This window comes from Mesorhizobium sp. M0018 (genome assembly GCF_040323955.1).
Classification (GTDB): Bacteria; Pseudomonadota; Alphaproteobacteria; order Rhizobiales; family Rhizobiaceae; genus Mesorhizobium.
In genome coordinates this window covers 142,413-158,102 of the sequence record NZ_JAMYVL010000009.1, presented here as the reverse complement: position 1 = coordinate 158,102, position 15,690 = coordinate 142,413, and the positions used below count along the sequence as shown (strand labels likewise).

Genomic DNA, 15,690 nt, shown 5'->3' with positions numbered 1-15,690 from the left:
GTCTTGAGCATCGGATTTTCCCAAAACCGGTTTCCACTTTGGGGTCCGATGCTCTTCAGCGCACCACGAGAAGCGACGGGCCGGACGGCATGTCACTGTTCGTGCTGACCTCGCCGGCATGGGCACGTTCCTTCAGCAGCACGGTGGCGAGGCCGGCAATGCCGAGCAGCCCCTGGACGTAGAGCAGGGCGGAAAGCACGGAAGCGGCGAATTTCGTTTTCATCCTGTTCGTTCCTCAAAATTGGAATTTGCGGGCACCTCAGGGGAACCCCCGAAGCGCCCGCGCCGCCAGCGGAGCCCCCCGTTGCGGCGCGGGCCTTCGGTCCTCTCGGCTGCAAGTTGCCGGAGGCGCCGCGCATCCTCAACGGCCCTAAGCCGCCCCCGCCAGAGGGGCTTGAGCCGGTCGACGCGCAGGCTGGAAACTGTCCAGACCAATCCAGACCGTAGCGAAAACAGTGTTGGCTTCCGATCGTTCGTTGACCGCTGTTTTCGTTAGGTCAACTTTGCCTGTTCGCTGTATCCGGATCATGCCGCCGAGGCTGCGCTTTGTTGCAGCTCGGTTTCGGAGTCAGGTGACTTCCTATCAAACGAAAGGCAATCGCGTATTCGCGCCGCGGTTTGGCCGATCCGCCTAGGCAAACACGCCACCGTCATAACGACGTCGTGCAACTGCAAGCTGCTTTGCACGGACCTTTTCTGTTAATCAGGGGAAACAGAACCGAAACACAAACGAGCATTTAGCGAAATCGACTTGAAACATGACGCCCCGATAAGCCGCTCATCGAATTGAGCCGGCCCCGACCGGCAGAATAGGGGAGACATCATGTACACTGCCATTTCCGCCAAGCTCATCAACATCGCCGCCGCCGTCATCACCGGTACTGCCTTGCTTGTCAGTGCCGGCAACGGCGCAGCCCACGCCGCCGCCAACAAGATCGTCGCGCGTGTATCACTGTCACAGCAGACCATGGAAATCCTGGTCGACGGCCGGCCGACATTCGCCTGGAAGGTCTCGACCGGCGACAGGACGCACGTCACGCCGACCGGTTCGTTCAAGCCGACCCGCATGCATGAAATTTGGTATTCGAAGAAATACGACAACGCCCCGATGCCGCATTCGGTGTTCTTCAGCGGCGGCTACGCCGTACATGCGACAAGCGCCATCAAGCGCCTCGGCCAGCCAGCCTCGCATGGCTGCGTGCGTCTGCATCCGGACAACGCCGCCGATTTCTACCAGCTCGTCGAGGTCTTCGGCCCAGCCAACACCAGCATCGTCATCGTTAAATGAGCGATGCTGCTCTCGTCGCTCTCAAAAAAGGCCGGAAATTAGCGCAGCCTAATCCGGCATTACCGGCATCAGCTTCGGATCCGGCTTTTCGGCGTGATGCGGCAGGTCCTTGCTGGCGATGAAGGTGTAGAACATCGGCACCACGAACAGCGTGAACATGGTTCCGACCAGGATGCCGGTGAAGATCACCAGGCCCATCGAATAGCGTGCCGCGGCACCCGCGCCGCTGGAGATGATCAGCGGCACCACGCCGAGCGCCATCGCCGCCGTCGTCATCAGGATCGGCCGCAGCCGCACCCTCGCCGACGCGATGATCGCATCGCGCCGCCGCATGCCGTGCATTTCACGCTGCTGGTTGGCGAACTCGACCAGAAGGATGCCGTGCTTGGTGATCAGGCCGATCAGCGTGATCAAGCCGACCTGGGTGTAGATGTTGAGCGTGCCGAGCCCGACATTAAGCGGCACGATCGCGCCGAAGATCGACAGCGGCACCGCCATCATGATGATCAGCGGATCGCGGAAACTTTCGAATTGCGCCGCCAGCACCAGATAGATGACGAGCACCGCCGCCGCGAAGGCGATGATGATCGTGTAGCCCTGTTGCTTCTCCTGCCGCGATTGACCGGTATAGTCGATGAAGAAGGTGTCGGGCAGGCTTTGCTTGGCAATGTCCTCGATCGCCTGTAGCCCATCCCCGGTGGTGATGCCGGGCCGCGGCAAGGCAGAGATCGTCGCCGAGTTGAGCTGGTTGAACTGCTCGATGGCGGCCGGCGACGCGTTGGTCGAGATCTTCACCACCGCCGAGAGCGGCACCATCTCGCCCGATACGCTGCGCACGAAATACTCGCCCAGTTTTTCAGGGTTGTCGCGAAAGCTCTGCGGCACCTGCGGGATGATGTCGTAGCTGTTGGATTCGCGGTCGAATTGCGCCACTTCGGCGCCACCGACCAGGAGCGTCAGCGTCCGGCCGATGTCGGCTATCGGCAGGTTGAGCGCGGCGGCGCGGTCGCGGTCGATCGTCACCGTCACTTGCGGCGCGTCGAAGGTCATCGAATTCTGCACGACGATGAAGCGGCCGGAGGCCTGCGCCTTGTTCTTGATGTCTTCGGCCGCCTCGTACACCTGCGAGGCGTCGCCGGTCGAGCGCACGACCATCGTTATCGGCAGGCCGCCGCCGGAGCCGGGCAGCGTCGGCGGCGCGAAGACGAAAGCTTCGACGCCCGCCACCTTGCTCAGGCGGCCCGTAATGTCTTGCTGGATTTCCTTCGAGTTGCGCGTGCGGTCAGCCCAGTCCTTGAACGCAAAGCCGACGAAAGCGCTGTTCGTCTGGCCACCACCGAAGGCGACCGCCGAGAACTGTGCCCGCGTCTCAGGCAGATCCTTGACCAGGCCGAGTATCTGATTGACGTAGGTTTCGGTATAGTCCGACGTCGCGTACCGCGGCGCGGTCACCAGCGAAAGCAGGAAACCCTGGTCCTCTTCCGGCGCCAGTTCGCTCGCGGTCTTGGTGAACATGAAACCGGTCGTGGCGACCAGCGCGAGGACGATCATCAGCGTCACCGGGCGATAGTTCAACGAACCGGTGACGAGCCGCTCATAGATGTGTTCGACGCGCCCGAACGTATTGTCGACAATGCGCTGGAAGCGGCTGTGCGAGCCGGACCTCAGGATACGTGCCGACATCATCGGTGTGATGGTGAGGGCGACGACACCCGAAAGCACCACCGAGCCGGCAAGCGTCACCGCGAATTCGCGAAATAGTGCGCCTGTCAGGCCGCCGGTGAAGGCCAGCGGCGCGAACACGGCGGCCAATGTTATCGTCATGGCGACGACGGCGGACGAGATCTCGCGCATGCCGTTGAACGCCGCCTGCATCGGCGACAAGCCGTCTTCCTCCATGTGGCGGTGGATGTTTTCCACCACCACGATGGCATCGTCGACGACAAGTCCGATCGCCAGCACCATGGCCAGCAGCGACAAAAGATTGATCGAATAGCCCACCGAAAACAGCAGGAAACAGACGCCGATCAGCGACAGCGGAATGGTCACGATCGGCATCAGCACCGAGCGGAACGAGCCGAGGAAGAGCAGGATAACAACGATGACGATGGCGACCGCCTCGCCGATGGTCTTGAACACCTCCTCGATCGACGCACTGATCTGCTCGGTTGAATCGTAGACGATCTCCATCGTCATGCCGAGCGGCAGCGTCTCCTGGATGGTCGGCACAATCTTGTGGATTGCCGCCGCGGTGGTCAGCGGATTGGCGGCCGGCGTCGGAAAGATAGCGAGAAAGATGCCGGGCTTGCCGTTGAAGCTGACCCTGGTGTCGGTGTTCGCCGCGGCGAGTTCGACGCGGGCCACGTCGCGCAATCTCACCACATTGCCGTCCTTCGACCGGAGTGGAAGGGCGGCGAAAGCCTCCGGGGTCTGCAGCGTAGAGCGAACGGTGATCGAAGAAACCACATATTCGTTTTCGGTGTCGCCGGGCGCGGAAAGGAAATTCGATTCGTTGATGGCGGCCAGCACTTCCGCCGCGGTCACGCCGCGCGCCGCCAGTTTGATCGGGTCGATCCAGACCCGCATCGAATATTCGGCTGCGCCGAAGATCTGCACGTCGGCGACGCCTTCGACCGTCGAGATACGCGGCCGCACGACGCGCTCGATATATTCGGTGAGCTGTTCCGGCGTCATGTTCGGGTTCTGCATCGAGATGTACATCATCGCGAACTGCTGGCCGGTGCCCTTGACGATCACCGGGTCTTTGGTTTCGTCCGGTAGATCGCCGCGAACGCTCTGAACCTTCGACAAGACTTCGTTCAGCGCGACGTCGGGGTCGGAGCCGAGCTTCATCTGCACTGTCACGGTGCTGGAGGACGGCCGGCTCGACGACGTGACATAATCGATGTTTTCGGTCGAAGCGACGGCACGCGCGATCGGCGCGGAAATGAACCCCTGGATCAGGTCGGCACTGGCGCCGGGATAGGCCGTGGTGATGGTGATGGCCGTTTCTTCAACCTCTGGATACTGCCGGATCGAAAGGTTGAAGATTCCCTGAAAACCCAGAAGCAGGATCATGCAGGCAAGCACGGTCGAAAGGACCGGGCGGCGGATGAAGAGGTCGGAAAAGCTCATTGCTGGGCTGCCTGCTGGTTCCCTGGCTTGCTCGGATCGATCGTGTTGTCGACGGCAACGGACATTCCGTTGGAGAGCCGGTTCTGGCCGGCGGTAACGACTTCGTCGCCGGGCGCGATGCCCTCCAGAATCTCGACCAGGCCGGCGTTGCGGCGGCCTGGCTTGACGAACACCTGGGCTAGCACGAGCTGCGGCTTCTGTTTTTCCGCTGCCGGCTTGGCTTCCTCTGCCGGTTTGGCTGGGGTAGCAGCCGGCTTTTCGTCGGCTTTTGCCGCGGGTGCTTCGGCTGCGGGCTTGGCAGCATCTGCAGCCGGCTTTTCTTCCGGCTTTGCCTCGGGCGCCGCGCCGTTGGCTTCGGCGGATTTGGCCGGCCGCACCACGAAGACGAAGTCGCCGTACAGGCTGGAAGTCAGCGCTGTCTGCGGCAGCGCCAGCACGTCGTTCTCCTCGGGCAGTTCGACGCGCACCTGGACGAACTGGCCGGGCGTCAGCTTGCCTTCGGGATTGCCGACCTCCGCCCTCACGGTCACCAGCCGGCTGGTCGGGTCGATCTTCGGATCGATGCCGCGGATGCTGCCGGTGAACGGCATGTCGCCGCCGCCGACGCCCAACCGCACCGTCTGTCCGATCTTCAGCTGCGGAAGCTGCTGCTCCGGTACGGTGAAATCGACACGCATCGTATCCATGTCCTGCAAGGTCACCACGGCGGTGCCGGGTGTGAGATACTGGCCAAGGTCGATTTTCGGAATACCGACGGTACCCTTGAAAGGGGCCGTCAACTGCTTTTGGTCGAGCACCGCTTGCAGCTTGTTTACCTGCGCGGCGGAGACCGATGCTGCTGCCTGCGCCGTGTCGAGCGTAGCATCGGTGCCCACCCCGCGCTTCTGCAGCTCAAGAGCGCGCATCAGCGTGGTCTGGTCGGATGTGGCTTGCGCCTTCGATGCCACGAGGTCGGCTCGCTCGACTTCATCGTCGAGTTGCAGCAGCACGGCGTTGGCGGCGACCTTCTGATTGGCATGGAACAGGATGTCCTTGACGATGCCCGCGGTTTCGACCGTGAGGTCGACACCGCGTACGGCACTGACAGTGCCGATCGCCTCGATGCCGGGCGTCCAGGACATCGGTTTGACGATGACCGTCGACACCGTCGCGGCCGGCGGCTTCATGGTGGCGAAGAACTGTTTGATCGCATTGTCGCGAAACAGGTTGAAGCCGACGATGCCGCCGCACACCAGCACGAGCAGAATGAAGGCGATGATGAAGCGCTTGATCACGAACAGTCCCTCGGCCACGGCCCAGCATAACGGTCGGATGACCGGAACACATACCTGTGCCTGGTCCCAATTTCAAATGACGGCGATCTTACTGTACCGTCTGGACGGTCTTGTCAATTCCGCCTAAGCTAATGAATGGGGAACGCTTGATGAAGGCCCGCAGAGCAAATTCGCGCGAGAAGATCCTCGCCGCCGCCGCCGCCGTGGCGCGCGAGACGGGTCCTGGCAGCCTGTCGCTGGATGCGGTCGCCAGCCGTGCCGGCGTGTCGAAGGGCGGTCTTCTCTACAATTTCCCGACCAAGGCGAAATTGATGCAGGCGCTGGTGGAGGATTACCTGCGCGCCTTCGAGCAGGCCCTGGAGTCCGCCCGCACGGCCGGCGTCAACGGCGAAAGCCCGCTTGCAACTTACATCAAGCTGTCGGCCGAGCATGCCGAGGAATCGAAACCGTCGGCATCCTGGATATTTTCGGCTATTGCCGAGGATCCCGATTTCCTGACGCCGATAAAATCGTTCAGGCGGCAGCTATTCGAGCGGCTGAAGCAGGAGACGCCGAACCTCAAGGCGCTGCTGGTCTGCTATCTCGCCATCGAAGGGCTGCGCAGCATGAACCTGTTCGATTCGGACATTCTCTCCCCCGAAGAGCGCCGGCTGCTGATATCGACCCTGCTGGACATCGCGGAATAGTCGAACCGCCAATCTGCGGTTCTGAGGCCGATTAATGGCGGCGTTCGTTCACCCGTGTCAAAACACGGGCTGGCACGTCGAAACCACGCCATCCCGCTTTCCGAAAATCGGTTCCGATTTTCGGGCCGATGCGCTAGAGCCTTTCGGGATTGAACCGAGCTGCCTTCAACCCAGAAAGGCTCCCACCGCTGCCCATGCCCCATCTTCCCGAGCATCTTCTCACCGGCTACCGCAGTTTCATGAGCGGCCGCTATCTCACCGAAAGCGGCCGTTATCGCTCGCTGGCGCGAGAGGGCCAGGCACCGGAAACGATGATCGTCGCCTGCTGCGATTCGCGGGCCGCGCCCGAAGCGATCTTCGATGCCGGGCCGGGCGAGCTGTTCGTGCTGCGCAATGTCGGCAATCTGGTGCCACCCTATGCGCCAGACGATCAGTTCCACTCGACATCGGCGGCGCTCGAATTTGCCGTGCAGAGCCTCAAGGTCAAGAACATCGTGGTGATGGGCCACGGCCGCTGCGGCGGCATCCGCGCGGCACTCGACACCACGGCCGCACCCTTGTCGCCGGGCGATTTCATCGGCAAGTGGATGAGCCTGATCGCGCCCGCGGCCGAGACCGTATCGTCCAGCACCTTCATGACCGCGACCGAGCGCCAGACGGCGCTGGAGCGCATCTCGATCCGGTATTCCATCGCCAATCTGCGTACCTTCCCTTGTGTTTCGATCCTCGAAGGCAAGGGGCGACTGTCGCTGCACGGTGCCTGGTTCGATATTTCGACCGGCGAGCTTTGGGTGATGAACAAGGAAACCGGCGATTTCGAGCGGCCGGAGACGGAGTAGGAAACGAGGCATGGTGCGAGCTCGGATCGCGTTCGCGGCGGCGGCACTGCTGTGCCCGATAACTGTCGCCCGCGCCGATGATAGCGCGATCATCGACCGCTGGTATTCGGCACTACTGATCGCCGACCGCACCGAATTGTCGGACCTGCTCGCCGACAACGTCCGCATCAAGCTCGACGACCTCGGCGTCGTGCAAAGCAAGCAGGAATTCATCGCCTCGATCGCCGAGTGGCAGGGCGCCGTCGCCGGGGCCGAAATCCGCCACCGGATCGAGAAGACGGAGGGCGGCGTCACCACTGTGATCGCCTGCTATGATTTTCCCAGCAACGACATGCTGATGCAGGAGACCTTTGCAGTCGCCAACGACCAGATCACCGCCAGTTCGCAAGCCGCGATCGCCGAAAACTGCGACGGCTACTGACGGGCTTTTTCGCCAGCGACTTTTTGGTGACGGTCGCTGGAATTGCCCGCGTTATCACGTCTAAAAAGTGCAATGTTGTCGTAATTCCCGTAATTCCACCCGATATCGAAGTCCCTAAAACGATATAGACGACACGATTGCTTTGGCAACGCCCAATTCTTTCAGACAATCCGTGTCATTAGCCATCCCGACGTATGTCATGAATACAACATCATTCCCATTCGACAAATACCAGGCAGATGTCAATTGATCACCTGTCTCTGACAATACGCCAACAGAGATTATACCGTCAGACTCGATGTTTGAGATATGTCCTACATCTATGGAATTATTGTGACAAAACTGAATCATGAATGTTCTCAGAACGTTAACGTCTACGTTTGGTTTTTCTCCGCTACGATACTTCGCAATAGAGAATTGAATCGCGCCGCAGCCGTCCGTTTCTTTGGCTAAGGTAGGTGGCGATCCCTCAGGAAGATCGCCGGCTATGTCTACCCATCCAGCAGGCAGGTCGAAGGTGAGACCATAGAATTCTACTCTCATTAAGGTTCCTTTGGATCGGGTGTCAGGATACGAGTGGAAGCCTCAGTCGAAGGAAAATGCAGGTTACAAGATAATATCTTGGTGGGCATAAAATTCGGCTCGAACGATACTCACGGCACCATGTGGGCACGCTTTCAGCGCCAATCGGGCGCTGTTGCGTGGAACCGGCCGGCGCCTTACATCGGTGACGATCCGCTTCTCCCACCCACTCAGCGAAAGTTTGCCCATGCCGTCCACCGTCAACCTCGCCGCCCATCCGCTGACTGAATGGCAAGGGCCGCTCGGCCTGCCCGATTTCGCGCGCATCGGCGACGGCGATTTTTCTCCGGTCTTCGACGCTGCCCTGAAGGCGCACGAAGCCGAGATCGAGGCGATTGCCGGCAACACCGGGACGCCGACCATCGACAATACACTTGCCGCGCTCGAACTCGCCGGCGAGGCTCTCGACCATGTCTCGTCGATCTTCTGGTGCCGCGCTGGCGCCCACACCAACGAGGCAATCCAGGCGCTGGAGCGCGACATTTCGCCGAAGATGTCGCGGCATTTCTCGGCGATCTCGATGAACGAGCGCCTCTTTGCCCGCATCGACGATCTCTATCAACGCCGCGAGACTCTGAAGCTCGATGCCGAAACGCTGCGCGTACTGGAAAAGACCTGGAAAAACTTCGTCCGCTCCGGCGCCAGGCTCGACGCCGAAGGCAAGAAGCGGCTCGCCTCGATCAACGAGGAATTGTCGTCGCTCGGCACCAATTTCGGCCAGAACGTGCTTGCCGACGAGCGCGACTGGGCGCTGTTCCTCGACGAGGCCGATCTTGCCGGCCTGCCGGAATTCCTGAAAAGCTCGATGGCGGAAGCCGCCGAGATGCGCGGCCAGAAGGGCCACTACGCCGTCACTTTGTCGCGTTCGATCTACGAGCCGTTCTCGACCTTCTCAGAACGCCGCGACCTGCGCGAGACAGCGTTCCGCGCCTTCATCATGCGAGGCCAGAATGGCGGCGCTACCGACAACACGGAAGTGGTGCGCGACATGCTGCGCCTGCGCGCCGAGAAGGCGAAGCTGCTCGGCTATCCTTCCTATGCCGCATTGAAGCTCGACGATACCATGGCCAAGACGCCGGAGGCGGTGCACGCGCTGCTCGATCCGGTCTGGGAAAAGGCGGTGGAAAAGGCCGCAAGCGACCAGGCCGAATTGCAGCGGCTGGCGGCCGAGGCCGGCAGCAACGAGAAATTCGCTGCCTGGGACTGGCGCTTCTATCAGGAGAAGCTGCGCGCAGAGAAATTCGCCTTCGACGAGGCCGAGCTGAAGCCGTATCTGCAGCTAGACCGCATCATCGACGCCTGTTTCGACGTGGCAACACGATTGTTCGGCATTTCTTTCGAAGAAAAGAAGGGCATTGCCACCTGGCATCCGGACGCCCGTGTTTTCGTGGTGAAGAATGCCGACGGCAGCGAGCGCGGCCTGTTCCTCGCCGATTATTTCGCGCGACCCTCGAAGCGCTCCGGCGCATGGATGAGCGCGCTGAAATCCGGCTACAAGCTAGGCGATGGCTCCAAGCCGGTCATCTACAACATCATGAATTTCGCCAAGCCGCCGGCCGGCGAGGCAGCCTTGCTGTCGGTCGACGAGGCCAAGACCCTGTTCCACGAATTCGGTCACGCGCTGCACGGCATGCTGACCGACGTTACCTGGCCATCGGTCGCTGGCACCTCGGTCAGCCGCGATTTCGTCGAGCTGCCGTCGCAGCTCTATGAACACTGGCTGACGGTGCCGGCGGTGCTGGAAAAGCATGCGCTGCATATTAAGACCGGCAAGCCGATGCCAAAGGCGCTGGTCGACAAGATGCTGGCGGCACGCACCTTCGGCGCCGGCTTCGCCACCGTCGAGTTCACCGCCTCGGCGTTGGTCGACATGGCCTACCACGCCCGGCCGGATGCACCGGAACAGGCGCTTCGTTTCGAAGCCGAGACGCTCGAAAAGCTCGACATGCCTGACACCATTGCCATGCGTCACCGCACCCCGCATTTCGGCCATATCTTCGCCGGCGATGGCTATTCTGCCGGCTATTACTCCTACATGTGGTCGGAAGTGCTCGACGCCGACGCGTTCGCCGCCTTCGAGGAAACAGGCGATCCCTTCAATCCGGCGCTGGCCGAGCGGCTGCGCAAGAACATCTACGCCGCCGGCGGTTCAAAGGACCCGGAAGAACTCTACACCGCCTTCCGCGGCAAGATGCCTTCCCCGGAAGCGATGATGGCCAAGCGCGGGCTGGTGTGATGCATGCCCGCTCTTGTCACCGTTCTCTTTCCATCCTGATTGATCTCGGCTGTCATGGCGGCGGGTTGCGCACCGCCTGATCCGGTTTCCGCCGGTCCCGTTCGGCCTCGTTGGCTGCGGCCGCGTCGTTGAGGTGACCGCACTTAATGCGGTCTCCATCGTTCCGGCCGAAGGAGCCGCGTTCATGGCGGCGCTACGGGCTGTGCGGGGTTAGGCAACGACAGCTTGCCCGCTATGCTGATCGGCCGCTGCCGCATCCGGACCGCACCTTGCGACGACCGCTACGGAAACTCTCAGTCGCGAAGTGGCAGCCCCGCCAATGGAAGGCGGGGCTGGTAAGTTTGATTGTCTCGGCGAAGGTTTTGCCGAGGCGATTGGCCTAGGCAGGCACAAAGCCAAAATAGGCTTTGTAGGAAGCCCCATCGCCGGAAATCAGGGGCGTTTCCACCTTGAATCCAATCCCGCTGAAGGTGGTATTGTTCGTGCGTGCAGCGAGCAACACCATCTGTTTTGCGGAGATGGTTACTGTCGCGCTCCCGATCCTATCATCGCCCCAATCGAAGAGATCGCTGATGGCGCCGCCGATCGATGGCATCAAGGATCCCAGGGCCGGGCCGGCTATCGCGGCAATGATAGGTCCTGCCACCGGAATGAGGCCCAAAGCGAGCGTGCCCGCCGTATGGACGCCCATGACGATCTTCTGCACCTCGTCCTTGTATTTGTTGGGGTCGCCGAAATCGTTTTCCATCAGCACCGTGCCGATATTGATGCCGTAAGGCTTGCCTCGATAGATTTCCATAAGGTCGGGTCTTGTATCTCCGGCATCGACGTCGCCATAGACCTGGCTGCGCTTGGTGTCGGCGATCTGCGGCGTTGTCACGCTGACGATGACATAGGGTTCGTCCGCACTCGATCCCTGATCCCAGTCGGTCTCGCCGAAGCAATGGAGGCCGGTATAGTGGACGACGACATCTCGAAGGTCGATCGCGCCGGTGTCGGGCCACCAGTATATGCCGCCGTTTTCAAACAGATTGGCCCGGCCACCATCGGCAAATTCGGTCTCGTCGGTCGTGGGATATCCCAGATATGACTGTTCCCAGCCCAGGCTCTCCCACTTCTTGCGGATGTCACCGTACACCACGTTGGCTCCTGTGTTCGGTGTCCAGTAGATCGAGCCGGCATTGGCAAAATGGTTGTAGCGCCCGACGCCGTCGGGAGTTCCGGTTTCGTCGGTGACCGGATAGCCGAGAACCGAGCGCTCCCAGCCCATTGCTGCCCATTTGCCGCGAATTGCCCCCCAAATCGCTTGAGCACCGGTATTCGGTGTCCAGTAGATCGAAGCGGTATTGTTGTTGAAGTGATTGTATCGGCCGACGCCGTCGGGAGTTCCGGTTTCGTCGGTGCAGGGAATGCCCCATGCGAGACCGCCAAGCGCAATCCACTTCCTGTAGATTTCGCCATGGATCTCAAAGGCGTCGTGCATGGCATCGTTGTAACAAATGCATGAGCCGTTCTTGAGATACCAGGCTTTTCCAGTGTCCTTCCTGTCGATCTCGGCGAAGCCGGCGCCTCCAAGGGAGTTGTACTTTTGCTGTATGACAGCTTCGGGCGAGAGGAGCGACCAAGGCCCGATCCTGAGCTGGTCGGAAAGTCTTGTGGCTCCAGCCCGGATGGTGCCGGCACGCACTCTCGAAGTTGCTCTGGCAGTATACGGCATGACCTTTTCCTTCCTGTGAGTGTTGGTATCGGGGACTTCAGGCCTCCGGCGATCGGTTTTGATCGACGGGCCGAGATTCCCAGACCGCGACTTACGGACGGCTTACAGAGTTCCGAGCTGCGCCAGAGCAATTCCAGGAAAAGTGTGGAACGGTTTTCCGTCCGGAATTGCGCAAAAATAAAGAGATAGAGCGGTTCGGCGTTTCCGTGAAACGATGACCGGTCTAGAGAAGCGGGCGCACGAGCGAACGCAGCAAAGGCGAGGGCTCGTCATCGCCGGTTGAAGCGAGCGCGCGTTCATAGCGCCGGTAATCCTCGATGGCGCCGGCATGGTCGTTTCTGGAGAGGCTCTCCTGGATGAGCGTGCCATGGAGTTTGGCCGATTCCGGGTAGAAATCGAGCGCACGCCGGCACGCTTGGCGTGCCCGATCTGCGTTGCCTTGGCTCTGCCAGTGTTTGGCGACCCGCACGGCAAGCTCGACCAACCCGTCCCGCACCCGGTCGGCCGCGGCGTTCGACCAGGCGGGCGTCGGGCCATTCGAGAAAAGCGGGCCGACAAAGCCTTCCAGCAGTCTCTCCTGCTCCTCGATTGCGCTGTCTCTTTGGCCCGACAGAACGGGTTTCAGCCGGTCTTCCCAATCCTGCAGATCGATCCAGACCTTGTCGGCAGCGAGCCGCAAACGGCCCTCTCTCAGCGTTACGAGCTCGCCTTGCCCGAGCAATTTGCGCAGACGATGCAGCGCCTGCTCCAAGGCCGCTTTGGCCTGGTCGCCGTCGAGGTCGGGCCAGAGCCAATCCTGCAGGGTTTCCACCGAACAGACCTGATCCCTCGACAGGCAGATAATGCGCAATATGTCGAGAGCGCGGGTAGGTTTGGCACCGGGCGCGACCTCGGCACCATCGATCTCGAGGCGGAAGCCTCCCATCAAGTGGATCCTGAGCGGCCAAGGCCACTGGACGGGTCGGCCAGAGGGCGGGACCAGATATCGCGCCCGAACGACGCGGCGGCAGAGATCGACGTCGATCTTTCGCTCCAGCGCATCGGCGACCAGATCGGCCAATAGGTCCGGCAGGTTGAGCAGGATTGCGGAGGGGTTGACCTGGCGCAACACCTCCATGAATGCAGCCAGACGAGTGCCATAGGACGCGCCGCCTTTCCACTTCTGCTCCAGGGCCCGAGCGGCCAGAATGTTGAGTTCGACCCGCTGGCGAGGGCCGCCGCTCAGCCTTTCGACGATCTCCTGGAGTAGCGCAATGGCCTCCGCTGGACGCCGATCGGCCAGCAGGACCTGGTATTTGGTGATGTAATGCGGCCAGCGTTCGATCATCGGCTCATTCGCCCGCTCGATCGCATCCATGAAGGCATCGCAGTCGAGATAAGCCTTGACGAAGTCGCCGTTGCGCGTGTGCATCGCCGCGTGGCAGTCGGCGACTACAGCGACCTGGGTTGTGAACCTGCTGTCCGCGATCTCGCCCAGCCGGGAGACGAGCGCATTGAATTCCGAGAACCTGTTGTGAAGCTTCATCAGCAATTGAAGCTGATAGAGCGCGCTGAACTCGACGCCCCGTAAGGCGTGCTGCTCGCCTATCGCCGTTGCGCGTCGCAACGCATCCTCGGCCGAGGCATAGACAAAACCGCGCCGCGAATAGGGGAAGTAACGGCCGCTGGCCGAGCCAAAGGACACCAGCCACATGCCGAGCACCAGCGGCGGGATATCCGGATGTTCGAGATCGGCGGCAACGCTGTCCACGGCATTGGCAAAAATGTCGCGCTGCCCCGACGAGGTCGCGTAGTCGATGAGCGCTTCGCTTGCCAGCAGGCGCAACTCGACCGAATCCTCGATCGGCAGATGTGTCAGGCGCTGCTGGATATCATTCACGAGGCGCTTCGCGTCATGGGCGTCGAATTCGCCAGGTTCGGCGAAATCGACGGCCCGCAGGATGCCGAGCCTGACCATCATGAGTTCCTCCGGATCCAACTCCGGCAATCCCCTGGCAAGAACCTGTGAGGCTCGGCGCGTCCAATCCGCCAGCCCCTCATGCGTACGCCAGCTGGCGGTCTTGACTACGACCGCCCGCGCGACCGTCAGGCATTGGCCGCGCATGTCGGTGTTCTCGAATGCTTGCCATGCCTTGGAGAAGTGCGGTTCGGCCTTCGCATCGTCCGATGCGAAGGCGACGCCCAGCCAATAATGGACCCACCCGTCCATCTGGTCGGGGGGCAGCCTGTTGCACCATTCGACGAAGCTGGCCCTGCGCCCTTGCGTGAGAACGCCGTTAGCGCACTCCAGAATGAGCTGGCGTGCCAGCGGCCAGGCGCCCGCCTGCAACGCCAGCACGATTGCCGCGTCGGTTTTGTCTGCCTCGTGCAGGACCTTTGCTGCCTGCTCGCGCAGCCTGGAACGGTCCGCTTCCGTCACGCGCCGGTCCAGTAGGCCGGCAAGGTATTCGCGCAACAAGTCATGCAGCTGGAAGGCGGCGCCGCCCGGACCGTCGCGCGTGATCAGCAGCTGGCGATGCTGCAGCCGCACCAGCAGGCGAGCAGCCTGCGGCGAGCCCAGGAACGCATCGGCAAGCTCCGTGCTGATCTCCGGCAGAACGTTGAGCCTGATAAGCAGATCCTGGTCCTCCGGCGCGATGTCGCGCAGGAAATAACGTCCGACAATCTCCCGAAGGCCGGCGCCCCCGGCAAGGCCGGTCTGCGAAAGCGGGTAGTACATTCCGGCGTTGGCCAGCAGGAGAAGGCCCACCGCCCAGCCGCGCGCCTCCGAAATGTCGCCGACCTCGGACGGCGATTGCGAGCGGGCGGTGACGAGGTTGCGAGCCTCCCCAGGCGAAAACTCCAGCAGCGTTTGGTTGAGCACCGGCAACTGTCCCGACAGCACGAGGTCGGCGACGTCGCCCTCAGGCAGCATCCGCGATGTGCAGATGCAGCGGACAGTGTTGGGGCGTTCGCGCAACAGGATCGCCAGCGTCCGGCGAAAGCCTGGCGCATCGGCACGATGCAGATCGTCGAGGACCAGGATCGTGCCCGGATCAAGCCGCGAGAAATAGGTGCGGAAGAACAGCCGCGCGAAATCGTCGGAATTGTCGGCATATTCCGGACCAAAGACCGGCATGCCGGCATACCTGCCGTCGAGCGACAGCGTCAGATAGTGGAAAAGGCGCGCAACGTCCTGGTCCTCGGTGTCGACCCGATACCAGTTGTACGCCGATTCGCCTTGCTTCAGCCCGCCTTGCTTCAGCCCGCCTTGTTCCAGCCCGCCGTGTTCCAGAAAGTCGATCACCGCGGTGGTCTTGCCGTATCCACCAGGCGCAGCCAGCCAGCATGCACCGCTGTCGAGGGCCTGCGACAGCAGCGCCACTACGCGCGGACGGCTGACAATTCCCACTGGCCGTGGTGCCGAGAGCTTTGCTATCTCGCGCGGCGCGTCCCGGAGGGATTTATCCATTGTGAGGACTCTCGCAGCGCAGTCGCCTCGCCAAAACAGGTAATCGGTTCGCCCGCAACAA

The 15,690-nt window shown here is 61.6% G+C and carries 11 protein-coding genes; 5 read left to right on the top strand and 6 right to left on the bottom strand.

All coding sequences use genetic code 11. The annotated features are described in order from the left end of the window. Window positions 1-55: 55 nt before the first annotated feature. Complete coding sequence (locus NKJ81_RS15195; RefSeq protein WP_023721318.1) at window positions 56-223, bottom strand: hypothetical protein; 168 nt, start codon at window positions 221-223, stop codon at window positions 56-58. A gap of 600 nt (window positions 224-823) precedes the next feature. Between NKJ81_RS15195 and NKJ81_RS15190 the strand changes: the two genes are divergently transcribed. Beyond that, window positions 824-1,288: a L,D-transpeptidase gene (locus NKJ81_RS15190; RefSeq protein WP_352470721.1), complete on the top strand. Its 465-nt coding sequence runs from the start codon at window positions 824-826 to the stop codon at window positions 1,286-1,288. A gap of 48 nt (window positions 1,289-1,336) precedes the next feature. Here NKJ81_RS15190 and NKJ81_RS15185 read toward each other — a convergent pair whose 3' ends face one another. Both NKJ81_RS15185 and NKJ81_RS15180 read right to left on the bottom strand, forming a co-directional pair. Continuing rightward, window positions 1,337-4,423 carry an efflux RND transporter permease subunit gene (locus tag NKJ81_RS15185; protein ID WP_352540890.1) on the bottom strand — a complete coding sequence of 1,029 codons (3,087 nt, stop codon included), beginning with the start codon at window positions 4,421-4,423 and terminating at the stop codon, window positions 1,337-1,339. Next, the gene (locus tag NKJ81_RS15180; RefSeq protein WP_502904288.1) at window positions 4,420-5,697 is read right to left on the bottom strand and encodes an efflux RND transporter periplasmic adaptor subunit; all 1,278 of its coding nucleotides are present in this window, start codon (window positions 5,695-5,697) and stop codon (window positions 4,420-4,422) included. Before NKJ81_RS15180 ends, NKJ81_RS15185 begins: the two co-directional genes overlap by 4 nt. 149 nt (window positions 5,698-5,846) lie before the next feature. Between NKJ81_RS15180 and NKJ81_RS15175 the strand changes: the two genes are divergently transcribed. From NKJ81_RS15175 to NKJ81_RS15165, 3 genes are all read left to right on the top strand, one after another. Next, entirely contained in the window at window positions 5,847-6,383 is a 537-nt protein-coding gene (locus tag NKJ81_RS15175) for a TetR/AcrR family transcriptional regulator (protein ID WP_352540889.1), read from the top strand. A gap of 194 nt (window positions 6,384-6,577) precedes the next feature. Beyond that, window positions 6,578-7,222, top strand: coding sequence for a carbonic anhydrase (locus NKJ81_RS15170; RefSeq protein ID WP_352451260.1), 645 nt, complete (start codon window positions 6,578-6,580; stop codon window positions 7,220-7,222). A gap of 10 nt (window positions 7,223-7,232) precedes the next feature. Continuing rightward, a complete protein-coding gene (locus tag NKJ81_RS15165) occupies window positions 7,233-7,643 on the top strand; it encodes a nuclear transport factor 2 family protein (RefSeq protein ID WP_352470724.1) in 411 nt (136 codons plus the stop codon). 114 nt (window positions 7,644-7,757) lie between these two features. Here the strand turns inward: NKJ81_RS15165 and NKJ81_RS15160 are convergent, their stop codons facing one another. Beyond that, on the bottom strand, window positions 7,758-8,186 hold the full coding sequence (locus NKJ81_RS15160; protein WP_352540888.1) for a hypothetical protein: 429 nt from the start codon (window positions 8,184-8,186) through the stop codon (window positions 7,758-7,760). A gap of 220 nt (window positions 8,187-8,406) precedes the next feature. Between NKJ81_RS15160 and NKJ81_RS15155 the strand changes: the two genes are divergently transcribed. Further along, a complete protein-coding gene (locus NKJ81_RS15155; protein WP_352540953.1) occupies window positions 8,407-10,461 on the top strand; it encodes a M3 family metallopeptidase in 2,055 nt (684 codons plus the stop codon). A gap of 379 nt (window positions 10,462-10,840) precedes the next feature. On the opposite strand, the gene NKJ81_RS15150 is transcribed toward NKJ81_RS15155, so the two are convergent. Both NKJ81_RS15150 and NKJ81_RS15145 read right to left on the bottom strand, forming a co-directional pair. Next, window positions 10,841-12,178, bottom strand: a complete 1,338-nt coding sequence (locus NKJ81_RS15150; protein ID WP_352540887.1) for an LGFP repeat-containing protein — start codon at window positions 12,176-12,178, stop codon at window positions 10,841-10,843. A gap of 223 nt (window positions 12,179-12,401) precedes the next feature. Continuing rightward, window positions 12,402-15,629 carry an AfsR/SARP family transcriptional regulator gene (locus tag NKJ81_RS15145; RefSeq protein ID WP_352540886.1) on the bottom strand — a complete coding sequence of 1,076 codons (3,228 nt, stop codon included), beginning with the start codon at window positions 15,627-15,629 and terminating at the stop codon, window positions 12,402-12,404. Window positions 15,630-15,690: the final 61 nt, after the last annotated feature.